At 69.8% G+C, this 18314-nt stretch carries 16 protein-coding genes; 11 read left to right on the plus strand and 5 right to left on the minus strand.

Features of this window, described 5'->3' with window-relative positions:
* The first annotated feature begins 18 nt into the window (after window positions 1–18).
* Window positions 19–2031 (plus strand): cytochrome c oxidase assembly protein, encoded by a 2013-nt coding sequence (locus QFZ21_RS13830; protein WP_307378769.1) that lies wholly within the window; start codon window positions 19–21, stop codon window positions 2029–2031.
* Between the two features lie 6 nt (window positions 2032–2037).
* Here the strand turns inward: QFZ21_RS13830 and QFZ21_RS13835 are convergent, their stop codons facing one another.
* Window positions 2038–3108 (minus strand): hypothetical protein, encoded by a 1071-nt coding sequence (locus QFZ21_RS13835; RefSeq protein WP_307378770.1) that lies wholly within the window; start codon window positions 3106–3108, stop codon window positions 2038–2040.
* Between the two features lie 114 nt (window positions 3109–3222).
* Between QFZ21_RS13835 and QFZ21_RS13840 the strand changes: the two genes are divergently transcribed.
* Window positions 3223–4644 (plus strand): ATP-dependent RecD-like DNA helicase, encoded by a 1422-nt coding sequence (locus QFZ21_RS13840; protein ID WP_307378771.1) that lies wholly within the window; start codon window positions 3223–3225, stop codon window positions 4642–4644.
* Window positions 4645–4701: 57 nt separating this feature from the next.
* On the opposite strand, the gene QFZ21_RS13845 is transcribed toward QFZ21_RS13840, so the two are convergent.
* Window positions 4702–5349, minus strand: coding sequence for a heme oxygenase (biliverdin-producing) (locus tag QFZ21_RS13845; protein WP_307378772.1), 648 nt, complete (start codon window positions 5347–5349; stop codon window positions 4702–4704).
* Between the two features lie 51 nt (window positions 5350–5400).
* Window positions 5401–5715, minus strand: coding sequence for a DUF2470 domain-containing protein (locus QFZ21_RS13850; protein WP_307378774.1), 315 nt, complete (start codon window positions 5713–5715; stop codon window positions 5401–5403).
* A gap of 97 nt (window positions 5716–5812) precedes the next feature.
* On the opposite strand from QFZ21_RS13850, the gene QFZ21_RS13855 reads away from it, so the two are divergent.
* From QFZ21_RS13855 to QFZ21_RS13895, 9 genes are all read left to right on the plus strand, one after another.
* Window positions 5813–7003: a serine hydrolase gene (locus QFZ21_RS13855; protein WP_307378775.1), complete on the plus strand. Its 1191-nt coding sequence runs from the start codon at window positions 5813–5815 to the stop codon at window positions 7001–7003.
* 129 nt (window positions 7004–7132) lie between these two features.
* On the plus strand, window positions 7133–8149 hold the full coding sequence (gene corA / locus QFZ21_RS13860; RefSeq protein WP_307378776.1) for a magnesium/cobalt transporter CorA: 1017 nt from the start codon (window positions 7133–7135) through the stop codon (window positions 8147–8149).
* Between the two features lie 154 nt (window positions 8150–8303).
* Complete coding sequence (gene solA, locus QFZ21_RS13865) at window positions 8304–9473, plus strand: N-methyl-L-tryptophan oxidase (protein WP_307378777.1); 1170 nt, start codon at window positions 8304–8306, stop codon at window positions 9471–9473.
* Between the two features lie 7 nt (window positions 9474–9480).
* A complete protein-coding gene (locus QFZ21_RS13870; RefSeq protein ID WP_307378778.1) occupies window positions 9481–10431 on the plus strand; it encodes an ABC transporter permease in 951 nt (316 codons plus the stop codon).
* Window positions 10428–11435 (plus strand): ABC transporter permease, encoded by a 1008-nt coding sequence (locus QFZ21_RS13875; RefSeq protein WP_307378779.1) that lies wholly within the window; start codon window positions 10428–10430, stop codon window positions 11433–11435. Before QFZ21_RS13870 ends, QFZ21_RS13875 begins: the two co-directional genes overlap by 4 nt.
* A complete protein-coding gene (locus QFZ21_RS13880) occupies window positions 11432–13009 on the plus strand; it encodes an ABC transporter substrate-binding protein (protein WP_307378781.1) in 1578 nt (525 codons plus the stop codon). Before QFZ21_RS13875 ends, QFZ21_RS13880 begins: the two co-directional genes overlap by 4 nt.
* Before the next feature lie 91 nt (window positions 13010–13100).
* Window positions 13101–13970: an ABC transporter ATP-binding protein gene (locus tag QFZ21_RS13885; RefSeq protein ID WP_307378783.1), complete on the plus strand. Its 870-nt coding sequence runs from the start codon at window positions 13101–13103 to the stop codon at window positions 13968–13970.
* Window positions 13967–14782, plus strand: a complete 816-nt coding sequence (locus QFZ21_RS13890; RefSeq protein ID WP_307378784.1) for an ATP-binding cassette domain-containing protein — start codon at window positions 13967–13969, stop codon at window positions 14780–14782. Before QFZ21_RS13885 ends, QFZ21_RS13890 begins: the two co-directional genes overlap by 4 nt.
* Before the next feature lie 2 nt (window positions 14783–14784).
* Window positions 14785–15210 (plus strand): cupin domain-containing protein, encoded by a 426-nt coding sequence (locus tag QFZ21_RS13895; RefSeq protein ID WP_307378785.1) that lies wholly within the window; start codon window positions 14785–14787, stop codon window positions 15208–15210.
* 139 nt (window positions 15211–15349) lie between these two features.
* On the opposite strand, the gene QFZ21_RS13900 is transcribed toward QFZ21_RS13895, so the two are convergent.
* Window positions 15350–17260 carry a GAF domain-containing protein gene (locus QFZ21_RS13900; RefSeq protein WP_307378786.1) on the minus strand — a complete coding sequence of 637 codons (1911 nt, stop codon included), beginning with the start codon at window positions 17258–17260 and terminating at the stop codon, window positions 15350–15352.
* 33 nt (window positions 17261–17293) lie between these two features.
* Window positions 17294–18145, minus strand: coding sequence for an alpha/beta fold hydrolase (locus QFZ21_RS13905; RefSeq protein WP_307378787.1), 852 nt, complete (start codon window positions 18143–18145; stop codon window positions 17294–17296).
* Between the last annotated feature and the right edge of the window lie 169 nt (window positions 18146–18314).

Below are 18314 nucleotides of genomic sequence, written 5' to 3' on the forward strand. Positions count from 1 at the left end.
GCGGCTTAGGCTGGAGGGGTGACCTCCCGCGCCGAGACGACGACCCGGTCCTCGGCGTATCGTGTCGCCGGGATCGCGATCCTCCTCGTCGCGGCGGTGATCGCCGTCGTGGTGGCGCTGCTCGTGGGCGGGGGAGCGAAGGCGCCGCTGCTGCAGGACCCGGGTGTCCTCGTGCTCTGGGGCACGCCCCTGGCGCGGCTGATCATGAACCTCGCGGGCGCGGCGATGCTCGGATCCCTCGTGCTCGCCCTGTTCGCCCTGCGAGCCGGCGAGCGCTCGTTCGACGCCGCACTCAACATCGCCTCCGTGGGCGCAGCCGTCTTCACCGTCGCATCGGGCCTGGCCGGGTTCTTCGCCTTCATGGCGGCGTTCAACCCGAAGCTCAGCATCGAGCGGGAGTTCGGCGCCCAGCTCGGACGCTTCCTGCTCGAGCTGCCGATCGGCCAGTCGTGGCTCATCACCACCATCTTCGGCGCTGTGATCACGGTGCTCGCATTCGCCTGGCGCACCTGGACCCCGACCCTCATCACGGCGGGGCTCGCCGCGGCATCCTTCCTCCCGCTGGCCACGCAGGGCCACGCGGGCGACCTCGCCGGTCACAACATCGCCGTGAACTCGATCCTGCTGCACACGATCGGCGCGGCCGTCTGGCTCGGCGGTCTGCTGCTTCTGGTGCTGCTGCGCGGCCGCGACGACGTCGACGTCCCGCGGCTGGTGGCACGGTACTCGACCCTCGCGATCGCGGCCTTCGCGGTCGTGGCGGTCTCCGGCGTCACCCGCTCGTTCGTCGCCGTCGGTACCTGGGACGCGCTCTGGACGACCCCGTACGGCGCGATCGTGCTCGCGAAGGTCGTACTGCTCGTCGGCATGGGTCTGCTCGGCGCCTGGTATCGCACCCGCCTCATCCCGAAGCTCGAGGGCGCACGTGCGACGCGCTGGTTCTGGATGCTGGTGCTCGGCGAAGTCGCACTCATGGGCCTCGCGTCCGGGGCGGCCGCGGCACTCGCTCGCACGCCACCCCCGACGGGTGAGAGCGCGACGTTCGCGCAGACGCCGGCACAGATCCTGACCGGAGCGACCCTCCCGCCGGAGTTCACCCTCGACCGCTGGTTCTCGGCGTGGAACATCGACGTGCTCTGGCTCGTGGCCGCAGGCTTCGGCCTCTCGTTCTACCTGGTCGGCGTCCTCCGCCTGCACCGCCGGGGCGACCGCTGGCCGATCCACCGCACCGTCTTCTGGGTGCTCGGCGTGCTGATGCTGTTCTGGGTGACCAGCGGCCCCATCAACGCGTACCAGGAGTACCTGTTCAGCGTGCACATGATGGGGCACATGATGCTCTCCATGGCCATCCCGCTGCTGCTGGTCTCGGGGGCTCCGATCACCCTCGCACTACGCGCCATCCGCAAGCGCGACGACGGCACGCGCGGCGGTCGTGAGTGGATCATGTGGGCGGTGCACTCCCCGTTCGCCCGCGTCGTGACGCATCCGTTCGTGGCGGCGGCGATCTTCATCCTGTCGCTCTGGGCCTTCTACTTCACCGACCTGGTGCGCTGGTCGATGTACGAGCACCTGGGTCACGAGTGGATGGTCGTCCATTTCCTGCTCTCGGGCTACCTGTTCGTGATGAGCCTGATCGGCATCGATCCCGTCCCCTACCGGCTGCCGTACCCCGGTCGACTCATCACCCTCATCGCGATCATGGCCATGCACGCGTTCTTCGGCATCGCGATCATGATGCAGGAGGGACTCATGGTCGCCGACTGGTTCGGCGCGATGGGCCGCGACTGGGGACCCTCGCCGCTGGAGGATCAGTACATCGGCGGCGGCATCGCCTGGTCGATCGGCGAGATCCCGACACTGATCCTGGCGATCACCGTCGCCATCCAGTGGAGCCGCGACGACACGAGGCTGCAGCGCCGCAGCGACCGGAACGCCGACCGCACGGGTGACGCCGAGCTGGAGGAGTACAACGCCCAGCTCGCCGCCCTCGCCGAGCGCGACCGGCGCTCCGCCGAGCGCCAGGCCCGCTAGCGCCGGTCAGTCCTCGCTGGGATCCCCCGGGGATCCCACCCGAATCGACGCCGATCCGTCGGGCAGGATCGTGATGGTCCCGTTCACCTGGAACGGCACGTCTTCCGCGACCGGTTCGATGGACCCGTCGAACAGCGACTGGATCTCCACCTCGACGTGCGCCACGGCATCCGCCGCCGGGATCTGCCAGTATCCGCCGTCCGGGGCGACGGTGACCTTCGGCTGCTTCGCGATCGACCACTTCGGCGGTGACGTGATGCGGTTCACGACCTGCAAGCCGAACGGGCAGGCGGTCGGCTGCAGGACCTCCTGGGTCGTGCACTGCGTGAGGAACTCCTCGACCCGCTTCTGCACGACGTCCACGAACTCGTCGGTCGGGGTCGTCTGCACGTCGAGCGGTGTGACGGCGAGCGGGGTGTCGGCCAGCACGCCGGTGCCGGACGATTCCGCGATGGGGGTGTCGACGGTGACCGAGTAGAGTCCCGGCGTGAAGACCAGCAGGGGCAGCGGGTCGAGCGGGGCAGCGGTCGCCCCCGCGGCCGACACCTGACGGCGATCCACCTCGAACCCGTTCACCGCGAAGCGATCCGCGCCGCGCACCGTGAGCTCGACGACCGCCAGCGGGCTGTTCGTGAAGCGCCAGTTCGGAGTCACACCCGCCCAGCCGTCCTGCTCGATCAGGAAGGTGGTGGTGCCCGCATGGCCGCTCGCCTTGTAGCTCACGGTCACGGCGGTCTTCCCGTCGGCGGGCTTCTCGGACTCGACCTTGACGTCGGTCAGCGGGGCGAGCGCGTCGTGGCGGAGCATCGCCTCGGATGCCGCGACGTCGATGTCCGCCTCGTCGAGCGTCTCGCGGTCGACGGCGACGCCAGGCACCCGCAGCGCATCGGCCGCGCGGCCCGAGGAGAGCAGATCGAGGTACCGGGACACGAACGCGGAGGGGCCGTAGAACTGCTGGTAGAGCGTGATGCCGCCGGCGCCGAGAGCGGCGATCAGCAGCACGCCGATGACGGCGAGCATGGCCAGGTCGGCGCCGAGACGGGCGCGTCGTGGCGCCTTCGTCTCCACCTGCAGCATGGCGTCAGTCTAGAAGGGCGTCCTGGGATGACGCCGAGCGTCGGCGATCGTGAACGGATGCCGGGACGTAGCATGGGTGGGCGCCCGTGTCCGACCGCTGCCCCTGTGAGAATCGTGTCCCTTCCCGCCCTGTCCGAGGAGCAGCAAGAGCTGTTCCGGCTCATCGAGGACACCGGCGAGCATGTGTTCATCACCGGCCGCGCCGGAACCGGCAAGTCGACGTTGCTGCAGCACTTCGCGTGGAACACGAAGAAGCAGATCGCGATCTGCGCCCCGACCGGCGTCGCTGCGCTGAACGTCGAGGGGCAGACGATCCACTCGCTCTTCCGCCTGCCGATCGGGCTCATCGGCGATGCCGACATCGATCAGAACGATGCCACCCGCCGCATCCTGAACGCGATCGAGACGCTGGTGATCGACGAGATCTCGATGGTCAACGCCGATCTGATGGATGCCATCGACCGTTCGCTGCGCCAGGCGCGGGGGCGCCGCGGTGAGCCGTTCGGCGGCGTGCAGGTCGTCATGTTCGGCGACCCGTATCAGCTGGCGCCGGTCCCGCCGCGGGGCGATGAAGCGCGCTACGTGCAGGACCACTACCGCTCGTTCTGGTTCTTCGACGCGAAGGTGTGGGCGGGTCCGTGGACCGGGTCCGGCACGAGGGCGGAGGCCCACGGCTACGGCTCGTCCGATCAGGCCGGGCTGTTCGAGGTCGACACCAGGGCCGAACTGCACGTGCGCGAGCTCGTCAACATCCACCGGCAGTCGGACGACGGGTTCAAGGCGATGCTGAACGCCGTCCGCTACGGACGGGTGACCGCCGAGATCGCGGGCGTGTTGAACGCGCAGGGCGCGCGCACACCTCCGGATCCGGAGCCGGGCGAGGTGCCGATGATCACGCTCGCGACCCGCAACGACATCGTGAACAAGATCAACAGCCAGCATCTCGCCGCCCTGCCCGGCAAGGAGCAGACGGCGAGGGCCGAGGTCAGCGGCGACTTCGGTCGGGGGGAGGCCTCGCTGCCCGCGGAGTCGGAGCTGAAGCTCAAGGTCGGCGCCCAGGTGATGTTCCTGCGCAACGACACGGCGATGTCGGGGGAGCCGCCGCGGTGGGTGAACGGCACGATCGGCACGGTGATCCGCATCCTCGGGGGAGCGGTGCGCGTCGATATCGACGGCGAGGAGGTCGACGTCGAACCCGCGGTCTGGGAACGGTTCCGCTACGCCTACGACCAGAACACCAAGAAGCTCTCCCGCGACGTGGTGGCCGAGTTCACCCAGTTCCCGTTGCGGCTCGCGTGGGCGGTCACGATCCACAAGTCGCAGGGCAAGACATACGAGCGCGCCATCATCGACCTGGGATCGGGCGCGTTCGCCCCCGGTCAGACCTACGTGGCGCTGAGTCGGCTCACGTCGCTGGAGGGGCTCTACCTGTCGCGGGCGCTGCGCCCCACCGACATCCGCGTGGACGAGGACGTGCGCCGGTTCATGCGCGAGGCCTGGCTCGCGAAGACGACGCCGGAACTCCCGACGGGCTGAGGCACGGCACGCGCAACGACCGTCCCGGTTCCTGAGCGAGCGCAGCGAGACGAAGGGCTAGGCGGCCGCGCGCGCCCGGTCGAGGTCTTCGAAGAGTTCGGTGTTGAAGCGGTAGGCGAGGAGCACCTCGGCGATCACGCGCTCCCGCTCGGCGTCGTCCCACGGCGCGGCGTCGAGCTGCTCGCGGTATACGTCCTTGAACGCCGACGGGTCGGCGATGTCGTCGAACAGGTAGAAGCCGATGCCGTTGGTCTCGAAGCCGAAGCGGCGTGCCATCACGCGGCCGATGAAGATGCCGCCGGAGAGGTCGCCGAGATAGCGCGTGTAGTGGTGGGCGACGAAGCCGCCGGCCCAGGTCGCCCCGACCTGGCGGATGCGCTCGACGTAGCGCTGCGTGGTGGGGAGGGGCGTGATCCGCTCCCGCCAGTCGGGCCCGAGGAGGAACTCCAGGTCGGCCTCGAGTGCGGGCAGGCGCGTGAGCTTGTCACTGAGGAAGACGGATGCCACCGGATCCTGGCGCATGCGCTCGCCGGCGCCTTCGAGGGCGTCGTAGATGAAGTAGTGCTGCGCGACCAGCGAGATGTAGTCCTCGCGCGACCCTTCGCCCTTCATCAGGTCGGACATGAAGCCAGCGCCCTCGCTGCGGGAGTGCGATCCGGAGGAGCGTTCGCGCAGGGCAGCGGAGAAGGAGAGGATCTCGGACATGAGATCAGTGTAAGGGTTACCTAACCTTGCGCGGAAGTCCCGCGAGGCAGGTCACGCGTGCGGACGCGGCTCGATTCCCAGCCGCGCACACGCCGCGTCGTACACGGCGACGACCTCGCGGCGCACTGCGGGGCGGTCGGAGATGGGGCCGCCCGGCCACTCGACGCGCAGCTCGGAGACCGCGCCGCCGCGGGTGACGTTCCACACCCCGGTTTCGCCGTCGAACCCGGTCATCTCGGCATCCGTGATCTCGGCATCCGAGGACTCGGCGAAGGCACGAGCGATGAGGAGGTTGTCGTCGGTGTGATCGCCGTTCATGTGTCGCAGGACGGCGGTGATCACGTCGGCATCGAAGATGTGGGGCACCCTGTCACCCTAGGACGAGACGGCGGCGGTGGGCACAATGCCGACTTTCAGCATCCGCGTCTTAGACTCGGGAGACACGTCTTCGGGGGTTCTTTCCATGCAACTTCTCTCGTCGCGCCGCTGGCGCGCCGCAGCGGCCGGTGCGGCGCTTCTCGGTCTGGTCCTCACCGGCTGTGCCGCCGAGGACTCGTTCAGCTACCAGCCGCCTGCTCAGGTCGACGGTGCTCTGCCGGATGACACGGTCGCCGCGATGCAGGCGGCGGTCGACAACGCGCTGGTCTCGTCGGGCGCCTCCGGCGCGATCGTGGGCGTGTGGGTGCCCTGGAGCGGCAGCTGGGTGACCGGCGTCGGAACTCAGGGTCGCGACGGCGGCAAGGTCGACACCGACATGTCGTTCCGCATCGGCGACGTGACCCGCCTGATGACTTGCGACGTGCTGTACGCCCTCGCCGACGAGGGCACGATCAAGCTCGACGCGAAGGTCACGAAGTATGTCTCGGGCGTCGCCGACGCGCAGATGAAAGAGGTCACGCTCCTCGATCTCTGCAACGGCACCAGCGGTGCCGGCTCCTCCGAGCCGACGGTCAAGTCGGCCTGGCTGAACACGCCCGAACGCGTCTGGGCGCCGCTCGAGCTCGCCGGCTTCGGACTGGGCCGGGATCGCGTGGCTCCGCACACCACGTTCCGGGACTCCGACGCCGGCTACCTCGTCCTCGGGCTCGCACTGGAGCGAGCCACCGGGAAGACGGCATCCGAACTGATCGCCGAGTACGTGACCGAGCCGCTCGGACTCACCGCGACCGCACTCCCCGGGGCGACTCCCGCAGCGCCGTCGGATGGTCCCGTGCTCGACGGGCACTATCTGCCGGCCGTCGAGGGCGGCTACAGCTGCGCCGCGCCGGTCGACATCACCACCCTGTCCGCGAGCTCCGGATTCACCGACTCCGGCGTGGTCTCGACGATCTCCGACCTGGGTCGCTACATGCAGGCGGAAGCAAAGCAGGTGCTGCGCACCGAGAAGACGCCCGACCGCTTCGGAGCCCCACTCCCGGGTGAGCGCCAAGTCGCCGTCCTGGTATCAGGCCACGGGTGGCGCGTACCTCGTCGGCTCGATGGTCGGCCAGCACGGCTGGACGCCCGGCTACGCCACGGCCGCCTACTCCGACCCCGCGACAGGGTTCACAGTAGCCGTCGTCCTGAACGACTCCACGGGCGGCGCCTCCTTCGCGCAGAAGCTCTCGTGGGAGCTCGCGGCGATCGCGTCGAAGTCGCCGGCGGCGTCAGGTGAGACGGTTCCGGAGTTCGGACTGCCGTTCACGGCCGAGGAATACCGCGATTCGATCACCAAGGCAGCGGTCGCCTGCGTGGCCCCTCCGGTGGAGTGAGCCCGCCGGACGGCGACAACGAAAGAGGCACGATGGCCATCATCGACAACGCGATCTACGTCGACGGCCACCGCACGGAGAACCCGCAGAGCCTGAGCGAGACGTTCGAGCGCATGCGCGAGCGCGGGGGGATGAGCTGGATCGGCCTCTATCGCCCGAACGAGGACGAGATCCGCGAGGTCGCCGACGAGCTCGGCATCCACGCCCTCGTCGTGGAGGACGCGCTCTCCGGTCATCAGCGCTCGAAGCTCGAGCGCTACGGCGACGTGCTCTTCATGGTGCTGCGACCCGCGCGCTACCTCGACGACGTCGAAGAGGTGGAGTTCGGCGAGGTGCATGTGCTCGTCGGGCCCGACTTCGTCGTCACCATCCGGCACGCCGAGGCGCCCGATCTCGGCCGGGTGCGACGCCGGCTGGAGGACGACCCCGACCTGCTCCGGCACGGTCCGGAGGCGGTGCTGTACGCGATCCTCGATGAGGTCGTCGACGAATACGCCCCGGTCCTCGCCGGCCTCGAGAACGACATCGACGAGATCGAGAGCCAGCTGTTCGAGGAAGACGTGGACGCCACGCAGCGCATCTACGACCTCGGCCGGGAGGTCATCGACTTCCAGCGTGCGACGCAGCCGCTGTCGGGGATGCTGGAGGCGCTGCTGCGCGGATCCGACAAGTACCGTGTGAGCGAGGAGCTGCAGAAGTACCTGCGCGATGTGCTCGACCACACGCTGCGGGTGACCGACCGGGCGACGACGTTCCGCACGGTGCTGGACAACGCCCTCACGGTGGAATCGACCATCGTCGCTCGCCGGCAGAACGAGGAGATGCGGCGGATGACGGAGCTCGGCATCCGGCAGAACGACGAGGTGAAGAAGATCTCCGGGTGGGCGGCGATCCTGTTCGCCCCGACGCTCGTCGGCACCGTGTACGGCATGAACTTCGATCACATGCCCGAGCTGCACTGGGCGCTCGGCTACCCGATGGCGATCGGTCTGATGGTCGTGATGGGCGTCGGTCTGTACGCCGTCTTCAAGCGCAAAGGCTGGCTCTAGACCGCCCGACGTCCGCGCGACCGTGGAACGTTTGCACATTCCCGCTCCGTCACTGTGGACGATCGCCCCATGGTCGTGACTTCCTCGCCGCCCGCACACTGACAGCAGCGAGCCGGTGGCAGACGCCGGACGCCGCGAGAGAAGCGGAGCATCCATGGAGTCGTTCGAGGTGGCTGTCGTCGGGATGGGGGCGATCGGGAGTGCGACCGCGTACCATCTGGCACGCCGCGGCGCGAAGGTGGTGGCGCTCGAGCAGTACGAGCTCGGCCATGTGCGCGGGGCCTCGCACGACACCTCGCGGATCGTCCGCACCTCGTACGGCGCCTCCGCCTACGTGCGTCTCGCGCAGTCGGCCTACCGCGACTGGGCCGACCTCGAAGAGGAGTCCGGCGAGCGGCTGCTGACCGTCACCGGCGGCGTGATCCTCATCCCGACGGACGGGCCGTACTCGGCATCCGACTTCACCGTGGCGCTGACCGAATGCGGCGTCGAGCACGAGCTGCTCTCGCCCGCCGAGGTGCAGGCGCGTTGGCCGCAGTTCCGGGTGCCGGAGAACGTCGAGACCGTGTACACGGCCGACACCGGCATCGCCCACGCCTCGCGCACCGTCGCGACACTGCAGATGCGCGCCCGGATGCACGGCGCCGACATTCGCGACCGCACGGCGGTGCTGTCGCTGACCCCGGATGCCGAGGGCGTCGTCGTGCACACCGCGAACGGCGATATCCGCGCCGGCAAGGTGATCGTCGCCGCCGACGCCTGGACCAACACGCTGCTCGAGCCCCTCGGCGCCGCGATCCCGCTCGACATCATGCAGGAGCAGGTCACCTACTTCCACCCGGAGGACCCCGACGACTACGACCGCGCGCGCTTCCCGGTGTGGATCTGGGAGGACGACGAGTGCTACTACGGCTTCCCCACCTTCGGTGAGCCGAGCATCAAGGCGGCTCGCGACGTGTCCGAGAACCGGATGACCCCGGAGCAGCGGTCGTTCGTCCCGTCCCCTGAGCTCACGGCCCAGCTGTCCGAGTTCATGGACGGCCTGATCCCCGGGAAGGGACCGGAGCTGCGCACCGTGACCTGCCAGTACGCGCTGACGAAGGACCGCCGGTTCGTGCTCAGCGCGCTGCCGCAGCATCCCGACATCATCGTCGGTCTCGCCGCAGGTCACGGCTTCAAATTCACGCCGACACTGGGTCGGGTGCTGGCCGAGTTGGCCCTGGACGGCGAATCGACCGACGACCTCAGCGAGTTCGACGCGGCGGATTCGATGGTCCGCGAGCTCGCGGGCGGCGCCGTCAGCCCGTTCCACACCGAGGGGTGACCCGCGGATGACCCGATACATCATCTCCCGCGTCTTCTCCTCGCTCTTCGTCCTGCTCGTCCTGTCGGTCCTGGTCTTCTCGATGGTCCGGATCATCCCGGGCGATCCGCTGGCCGCCTTCGCGGACCCGGCGAACCCCGACCCCGAGAAACTCGACGCGCTGCGGACGCAGCTGGGGCTGGACCAGCCGTGGATCACGCAGTACTTCGTCTGGCTGCTCGGCGTCGTCCAGGGCGACTTCGGCCGCGCGATCACGATCCCCGGCGAGGTGTCCGGCCTGATCGCCACCCGGCTTCCGCTGAGCCTCACCCTCGCGGTGATGGCGACGGTGATCGGCACCGCGCTCGGCATCCCCGCGGGTGTGCTCGCCGCGACGCGGTGGCGCCGGCTCCCCGACACGGTCGTGCGCGGACTCTCGTTCGTGCTCCTCGCCACGCCGCCGTTCGTGCTCGGAACCGTGCTGATCCTGGTCAACTCGCTCACCCTGCGGCTCCCGCTCGTCGGGTACGCCGGCGCCGCGAACGATCCCCTCCGCGCGTTCGGGGTGCTGCTGCTGCCCGCGCTCCTGATCGGCATCGTGCTGGCGGCGATCATCGCCCGGTACACCCGCGGCACGCTGCTCGACACGCTCGGGCAGGACTTCGTGCGCACGGCCAGGGCCAAGGGCGCCTCGCCCGGGCGCCTCGTCACGCGGCACGCGCTGCGCAACGCCCTCATCCCGGTCACCACGGTCATCGGCATCGAGCTCGCAGCGCTCGTCGGCGGGACGGTCGTGATCGAGGCGGTCTTCTCACTTCCCGGCATGGGCTCGCTGCTGCTGACCGGCATCCGCTCGTCCGACTACCCGATCATCCAGGCGACGGTCCTCCTCATCGGCGTCGTCTACGTCGTGATCAATTTCGCCGTCGATCTGCTCTACCCGCTGATCGACCCCAGAGTGAGGGTGCACACGCGATGACCGTCACACGAGAACTCGCCCTCGCGAAGGTCGCGGGCAAGCGCCCGGCCCGCCGCCGCTTCGGCCCCGCGTTCTGGGGCGGCGCCGGCATCCTCGGCGTCATCCTGATCCTCGCCGGCTGGATGAGCTTCTGGCCGATGCACGATCCGTTCGCGGCCTCCGGCCTGCCCCTCACCGGACCCTCGGCCAAGCACTTCCTCGGCACCGACAACCTCGGCCGGGACACCTTCACCCGCCTCGCGCTCGCCGCCAGGACCAGCCTCATCATCTCGGGTGCTGCGGCTCTGCTCGGCGCCGTGATCGGCACGTTCTTCGGCCTGATCGCCGGCTACGTCGGAGGGTGGGTCGACGCGGTCATCATGCGCGTGGTCGACGCCATCCTCGCCCTTCCCGCCATCCTCGTCGCGCTCGTCGTCGGCGTCGTGATCGGGAACGGGCCCTGGCCGCTGATCCTCGCCCTCGGTCTGGTGTTCGCTCCGGGATTCGCCCGGGTCATGCGGGCGCCGGTCATCGCGCTGCGGGAACGCGACTTCGTGCTCGCCGCCACCCTCAGCGGGGTGCGGCCCCACCGGGTGATCGCCGAGCACCTGCTGCCCAACGTGCTCACACCGCTGTTCGTGCAGTTCGCGTCGGTCGCCTCGCAGGTCGTCCTGATCGAGGCCGCCCTCAGCTACCTGGGCCAGGGCGTGCAGGCGCCGGAGCCGTCGGCCGGTCGCATGATCAGCGAGTTCACCCGCTTCATGCAGCTGCAGCCGCTGCTCATCATCCTCCCGTCGCTCGTGATCATCCTGCTCTCGGCGGGGTGGAACCTCCTCGCCGACGGGATGCAGGACTACCTCGCGCCGCGCCGCGAACCCGCGTTCTCGCTCGGCGGACGCTCGAAGCGCCGTTCCGCGCGCCGATCGACGTCCGCCGCATCCGACCGCTCCACCCCTTCCGCGCACGACACCCGAACCGAGCAATCCCGAACACAGCAGTCCCGAACCGAGAAGAGGCCCTCATGAACAGACGATCCTGGGCAGGGACGGCGGCAGCACTCGCCGTCGTCACCCTGACGATCTCCGGATGCTCCGCCGGTGGCGGCGGCAACGGTGCCGAAGAGCCCGCGGGCGATCCGGTCGCCGGCGGCACCCTCACCTGGGGAGTGCCCGCGGAGCCCTCGGCCGGTGGCGTCGACCCGATGGTCGCCTCGGCCATCGCCGCTGAGGTCATCTACTCGATGGCCTACGACACGCTCCTCACCCGCGACGACGACAACAAGATCGAGCCCGCGCTCGCCACTGAGTACGAGCAGGTCGACGAGCTCACCTGGGTGTTCCAGCTGCGCGACGACGTGACGTTCTCGGACGGCACGCCCTTCGACGCGGGAGACGTGGTCTACTCCTTCGAGACGCGCAAGGACGGCGGCACGAACGCCACCTACCTCAGCCTCATGGAGAGCGTGGAGGCGACCGGCGACCACGAGGTCACGTTCCACTTCAGCGCACCGGACGGCACGTTCCTCGACGCGGTCTCGGCCCGCCAGACGTTCCTCATCGTCAGCGAAGAGGGCTACGGCAACGCGACCGAGGAGGAGCGTCAGACCACCAGCTTCGGCACCGGCGCCTACCAGGTGACCGACTGGAGCCAGGGCGTCTCCGTCACGATGGAGAAGAACGAGGACTACTGGGGCGAGGAGCCCTACCTCGACGAGATCGTCTTCGAGCTCTACCCCGACGAGAACACGCTCCTCGCCGCCGTGCAGCAGGGCAGCGTGCAGGCCGCGTCGTTCATCGACGGCAGCCTCGCCCAGCAGGCCGAGCAGTCGGGCTTCACGCTCGGCGACGCCGCGTTCCGCCAGAACCTCGCCATCTACGTGAACCCCGAGGCGGGTCCGCTCGCCGACGTGAACGTGCGCCGCGCCTTCTCGCTCGCGCTGGACCGCCAGGCCCTCGTCGACACGGCCATGCTGGGCAATGCGGGCGTCTCGTTCGTGCCCCCGGCCGGCGACCCCGGAGCGACCGACGCGACGAAGCTGCCGTACCACCAGCGCGATGTGGATGAGGCGAAGCGCCTGCTCGAAGAAGCCGGCCAGCCGAACCCCGAGATCACGCTGAGCTACATGGGCGACGTCGCCCAGGCCCACCACCCGGTCTACGAGATGATGCAGCAGCAGCTGGCCGAGGCGGGGATCACGCTGAACCTCAAGTCGACGCCGCTCGCCGAGATCGCGCCGATCTTCACCACGGGCGAGTCCTGGACCGACCTGGTCGCCATCCCCGGCAGCCCGCGTGCCTCGGCCGCGTTCTACCTGGAGCCGGTCCTGCTCGAGGGCGGCGTGTACAACCACTGGGACGGCAACCCCGACGCCGACAAGGCGCGCGAGCTGCTGAAGGCCGCGAAGTCCGCGGCATCCCCCGAGGAGTACACCGACCTCGTGGCGCAGCTCGCGACCGAGGCGGCCGACCAGGCGCTCGAGTTCGTGCCCGCCGCGGTCCCGGTGTACTTCGAGGTCTGGGACGCGAACAAGCTGCACGACTACGAGAACGACGCGTTCTACTCGCGCTCGGCTCTCGATCGCGCCTGGCTGTCGCAGTGACACCCCGCCCGGGCGTCGGCGCGAACATGCGCGCCGGCGCCCGGGCATCCACTACTTCTTCTTCCGCACCAGAGAGAAAGCCGGGTCGCGCATGACCGACGACGTCGACGCCCTCCGCGTCGAAGACCTCAGCATCTCCTACGGCACCGCCCCGCCGTCGGTCTCCGGTGTGTCCCTGCGCGTGCGCAAGGGCGAGATCGTCGGAGTGATCGGCGAATCCGGCAGCGGCAAGTCCAGCATCGCGCTGGCGATGATGGGGCTGCTGCCCGACTCGGCCCGCGTGACGGCCGACCGTATGACGGTCGCCGGCGCGGAGATGCAGGATGCGACGGAGCGTGACTGGGGGCAGGTGCGCGGCGTGAAGGCGTCGATGGTCTTCCAGGAGCCGATGGCGGCCCTCAACCCGTGCATGCGCATCGGCGCCCAGATCGCCGAGGTGCTGCAGATCCACGGCAAGGCCGACAAGAAGCAGGCCAGGGCGCGCGCCCTCGAGATCCTGCAGCTGGTGCAGATGCCGGATGCCGAGAAGCGGCTGAACTACTATCCGCACCAGCTCTCCGGCGGTCAGCGTCAGCGCGTCGTCATCGCGATCGCCGTGGCCGCAGGCCCCGATCTGCTCGTGGCCGATGAGCCGACGACCGCGCTCGACGTGACCGTGCAGGCGCAGATCCTCGAGCTCATCAAGAGCCTCCGCGACGAGACCGGCATGGGCGTGCTGTTCATCAGCCACGACCTCGGCGTGATCGGACAGCTCTGCGAACGGGTCGCAGTGATGTACCGCGGCCGGGTCGTCGAGTCGGGCTCGGCGCGACGCGTGCTGGAGGATCCGCGGCATCCGTACACCCGCGCGCTGCTCGAGAGCATCCCCCGCCCGTCGGTGCCGGTGCGCTCACCGCTCGCGGTGATCCCGGCGCTCAATGACTTCGCCGAGGCGCCCGCCGAACTCGAGGAGGCCTCATGAGCGGCGTGCTGACCGACGGCGTGCGGACCGACGACGTGCGGAGCGATGACGTGCTCCGGGTGAAGAACATCACGCAGCGCTTCGGGCACGGCGACAACGCCATGATGGCGCTCGACGACGTGAGCCTGTCCGTCCCCCGGGGCGAGACTCTGGGCCTGGTCGGCGAGTCGGGCTCGGGCAAGAGCACGCTCGCCCGCGCGATCCTGCTGATGCGCAAGCCCACGTCCGGAACCATCGAGTTCGACGGTGAAGACGTGACCGGGCTGCGCGGCCGCGCGCTGCGCACCCACCGCCGCCGCATCCAGATGGTGTTCCAAGACCCCAACGACTCGCTCGACCCGCGGTTCACGGTCGCCCGGTCGATCTCGGAGCCGCTCGTCGCCGCCGGTATCGGAGCCAAGGAGCGTCGCCGCCGTCTCGCGGATGCGCTGGATCGCGTCGGACTCCCGATGGACTCGGCCGAGCGCTACCCGCACGAGTTCTCCGGCGGACAGCGTCAGCGCATCGCGATCGCCCGCGCCATGGCCGCCGAGCCCGAGTTCGTCGTGCTCGACGAGCCGACGTCGGCCTTGGACGTCTCGGTGCAGGCGCAGGTGCTGAACCTGCTCGTGCAGCTGCAGAAGGACACCGGCGTCACCTACCTCTTCATCACGCACAACCTCGCCGTCGTGCACCACCTCGCCCATCGCGTCGCGGTCATGCACCAGGGCAAGGTCGTCGAGGAGGGCACCGGCGCACAGGTCATGAACGCGCCGCAGCATCCGTACACCCAGCGTCTGCTGGAATCGATGCCGGTGCTGTACCGGACCTGATCATGAGGATTCAGCGAGCGGGCGACAACGCCCACGTCTGGGAGCTGTACGACGGTGCGGGCCGCATCGGCATCGAGTGGTACTTCCAGGAGACCTCTGCCCTGCCGATCTCGGTCATGCGGTACCACCTCGAACCGGGCGCGGAGGAGGGGCAGCACCACCACCTGGAGGGGGACCCGGACAGCTGCTCGACGAACAGCTCCGACGAGATGTACATCGTGACGCGGGGTGAGGTCGTGATCACCGCGGGCGAGGATCGGCGGACGCTGCGCGCAGGTGATGCCTTCTACGCCCCGGAGGGCATGCAGCACGGGGTGCGAAACGAGTCGGATGCCGTCGCCGAGCTCGTGCTCGTGTTCGGCCCGCGCGGGCAGCATCCGTTCTCCCAGACCGGGGTCGAGGCCTTCGACGCGGAGGCGGAGCGGTAGGGTTCCGCTGCGTCGGGCTGAGAACTCTTCGTCGGGCTGAGGTCTGCGGCTGGATCCTCAGCCCACGCGTGCGTTCTCAGCCCGACGCTGTGGGCGCACAAGGCCACGACCGACCGCCCGACCGACGCAGAACCCGCGCTCAGCCCTGCCCGCCCTGCAGCCTCTCGCGCAACTCGTCGAGTCGCACGGCGATGCCGAGCCGGAACATCCGCTCGTCGTCGCGCCAGTCCGCGCCGAGCACGTGGTCGAGGCGGTCGAGCCGCTGCAGGATCGTGTTGGTGTGGAAGTTGAGGGCTCTCGCGGTGCGGGTGGGGCTCGCGTTGTTGCGCACGAACGCGCGGAGCGTGCCGATCAGGTCGGCGTTGCGCTCGGCGTCGTACTGCCGCACGGCGCCGATCGTGTCGCGCAGGAACGACGACAGCCCGTGGGCGTCGGTGTCGAGCACGGCCGAGTAGGGGAGGAAGTCCTCGACGTGCGCGGTGAGGTCGGTGAGTTCGAGCGCCGCGAGCAGACGAGCCGTGCGCCGGGCGGACAGGAACGCCGCGGGCAGCGGCCCCTTCGCCGGCGGGGGCACGACGACCGCGACCGATCCCTGGATGGCGGATGCGACCTGCGTGCGCAGCCGGTCGGGCTGGACCTCGCCGCGCCCGCCCGCATACGCGGCGACGACGAATCCGCGGTACTCGCCGACCAGGACGCGATCGTCGAACTGCCGCATGACCGCTCGCGCCGCGGGGGTCTGCTGGTCTCCCGCGACGGCCAGTACCAGGAGCGAGTCGAGCGCGGCGAGGTCGACGCCGAGCCGGCGGGCGCGTCGCTCGACGTCGGCCCGCCGCTCCGGGACGTCGTCGAGGATGTCGGCGATCAGCTCGCTGCGCACGCGATGATCGGCACCGGATGCCGCCTCCTGCTGCAGTTCGAGCAGGGCGCCGACCTGGGCCGCCCGTTCGATCGTGCGGAGGTCGACCGCACCGAGCTCGAAGTCGCCGTCGCCGAGCAGCAGCGCCCCGAAGTGGCGGCTGCCCGCGGTGAGGGCCGACACCGCCCGGACACCGCTCCCGGCGACCGGCACGCAGTGACCGTGACGGCGGCTCTCGGCGAGGGCGTCGCGCACCGGCTCGTCGAGCGACAGCATCCCGGGGGAGAGGGGCAGCCCCGCCGCGGCGATCACGTTCTCCTGCGCGTCGATGATCGCCACCGCGCGGCCGAGCGCCGAGGCGAGCGTCTCGGCGACCGGGCCGAAACCGCCCCCGGCGAGCACGGCCTGCACGAGCTCCTGATGCACGGTGTTCGCGCGATCGCGCTCGACCAGGTGTGCCGTGAGGCTCTCGAGGGTGCGACGGCTGGCGTCTTCGGAGAGCTGCAGGTCGCGCAGCGTCTGGGTCGTCTGCAGGATGACGGACGCGTGGTCGGCGACGGCCGACAGCAGTGCGACCTCGTCGGGGGAGAAGCTCTTCTTCTCGCGGTTCGCGACGAAGAGCACGCCGAGCACGTCGTCGCTGGTCAGCATCGGAACGCCCAGCAGTGAGACCAGGCCCTCCGCCGAGACCGCGTCGTCGATGCCCGCGTCGTGCCGGTCGGCGGCGTAGGCGGTGTAGTCGGCGACCCAGTGCGCGGTGCGCGACTCGACGACGACGCTGGCGAGCCCGCGTCCCGGCGGCACCCGGAGCGTCTGGAACGACGCGCTCACCGACCCGCTCGTCTCGCGGACCCGCAGCTCCCGCGTGTCCGGATCGAACTCCGAGAGGTAGGCCAGGTCGACGCCCATCATCTCCCTGGCGCGCTGTACCAGCCGCGCGAGCACGGCGTCGCTGTCGCGCAGCTCGGCCAGCTCCCTGGCGCTGGAGAACAGCGCGGTCAGCTCGTGCTCGCGGCGCCGCAGGCGCGACAGCTCGCGCTGCGCACGCCCGACCCGCTCCGCCAACGCGGTGGCGGCATCGTCGGTCGCGCCCAGACGCTGCAGCGCATCGCTGACCGCGGTGGGTCCGACCAGCTCGGGGTCGTACGCGGCGTCGAGCAGCGCGGCGATCGCTTCGGTGTCCTCGGGCATCACTTCACTGTACGGCGCGATGTGCGACCCGCGTCAGCGGGCGGCGACGGCATCCGCTCTGGCGGCCGTCCGCAGGAGAGCTGCGGCGAGGTCGGGCCACAGCTCGTGCGGGATGAGGTGCCCCATGTCGGCGTGCACCTGCAGCTCGGCGCCGGGGATCGCCTCGGCGATGTCGACGGCCGACGCCCAGTGCAGCACGTCATCCTCCCGGCCGTGGAAGACGACGGTCGGCACGGTCACGGCCGTCAGCGACTCCAGCCGTTCCGGCGCGCGGAACAGCGCCGCCCACTGCCGCCAGAAGCCCTCGGGGAAGTACCCGCGGTCGTACGCTTCGCCGGCGGCTGCACGGTGCCACTCGACCTGCGGATCGAAGGAGCCGAGCCGGGTCGACTCGGCGTAGAGCCCGGCGAACTCCACCGCCTGCTCGCGCGAGACGCGCATCGGAGGAGTGCTCAGGTCGGGCCGCTCGTGCAGCACGTACCGCGGCGACTGCCCGGGGATGGTCGAGAGCAGCCCGAGGCTCAGAACGCGCTCCGGATGCTGGATCGCCAGCATCTGCGCCATCATCCCGCCCATCGAGTGCCCCGCGACGTGGGCCGCGGCGACGCCGAGGTCGTCGAGGATCCGCAGCACGTCCTCCGCCATGTCGGACAGGTCGTACCCGCCGTCGAAGTCATCGTCGCCGCCGAAGCGCGCCGAGAACCCGGTGTCGCGGTTGTCGAAGCGCACCACGCGCAGGCCGCCTTCGGTCAGCATCCGGATGAATCGCGGGTCCCACGAGAGCAGCTGCGCGCCGCCGCCCGAGATGAGCACGAGCACCGGGGCGTCGTCGTCGCCGAACACCTCGTAGTAGAGGCGCACATCGGCGGCTTCGGTGTAGGGCATCGGATCTCCTCACGCGCAGCGGACGCGAGCGACCGCGGTCCGGGATGTGGTGCGAGTCTAGGTCGGCCACCGCCGCAGGCGGATGTGTCATCCGCATACAGCGAGACGCATGCGGTGAGCTTTCCACCCATCGTCGCTCGCCGGTGGCCGCTCCTAGTGTCGAGGTGAC

The organism is Microbacterium sp. W4I20 (assembly GCF_030816505.1).
GTDB lineage: Bacteria > Actinomycetota > Actinomycetes > Actinomycetales > Microbacteriaceae > Microbacterium.

Excerpts from the sequence above, each read along its gene's own strand:
- QFZ21_RS13835 (WP_307378770.1), bottom strand. The coding sequence starts at position 3,108 with ATGCTGCAGGTGGAGACGAAGGCGCCACGACGCGCCCGTCTCGGCGCC.
- QFZ21_RS13845 (WP_307378772.1), bottom strand. The coding sequence starts at position 5,349 with ATGTCCGAGATCCTCTCCTTCTCCGCTGCCCTGCGCGAACGCTCCTCC.
- QFZ21_RS13855 (WP_307378775.1), top strand. The coding sequence starts at position 5,813 with ATGCAACTTCTCTCGTCGCGCCGCTGGCGCGCCGCAGCGGCCGGTGCG.
- corA (WP_307378776.1), top strand. The coding sequence starts at position 7,133 with ATGGCCATCATCGACAACGCGATCTACGTCGACGGCCACCGCACGGAG.
- solA (WP_307378777.1), top strand. The coding sequence starts at position 8,304 with ATGGAGTCGTTCGAGGTGGCTGTCGTCGGGATGGGGGCGATCGGGAGT.
- QFZ21_RS13870 (WP_307378778.1), top strand. The coding sequence starts at position 9,481 with ATGACCCGATACATCATCTCCCGCGTCTTCTCCTCGCTCTTCGTCCTG.
- QFZ21_RS13875 (WP_307378779.1), top strand. The coding sequence starts at position 10,428 with ATGACCGTCACACGAGAACTCGCCCTCGCGAAGGTCGCGGGCAAGCGC.
- QFZ21_RS13880 (WP_307378781.1), top strand. The coding sequence starts at position 11,432 with ATGAACAGACGATCCTGGGCAGGGACGGCGGCAGCACTCGCCGTCGTC.
- QFZ21_RS13885 (WP_307378783.1), top strand. The coding sequence starts at position 13,101 with ATGACCGACGACGTCGACGCCCTCCGCGTCGAAGACCTCAGCATCTCC.
- QFZ21_RS13890 (WP_307378784.1), top strand. The coding sequence starts at position 13,967 with ATGAGCGGCGTGCTGACCGACGGCGTGCGGACCGACGACGTGCGGAGC.
- QFZ21_RS13895 (WP_307378785.1), top strand. The coding sequence starts at position 14,785 with ATGAGGATTCAGCGAGCGGGCGACAACGCCCACGTCTGGGAGCTGTAC.
- QFZ21_RS13900 (WP_307378786.1), bottom strand. The coding sequence starts at position 17,260 with ATGCCCGAGGACACCGAAGCGATCGCCGCGCTGCTCGACGCCGCGTAC.
- QFZ21_RS13905 (WP_307378787.1), bottom strand. The coding sequence starts at position 18,145 with ATGCCCTACACCGAAGCCGCCGATGTGCGCCTCTACTACGAGGTGTTC.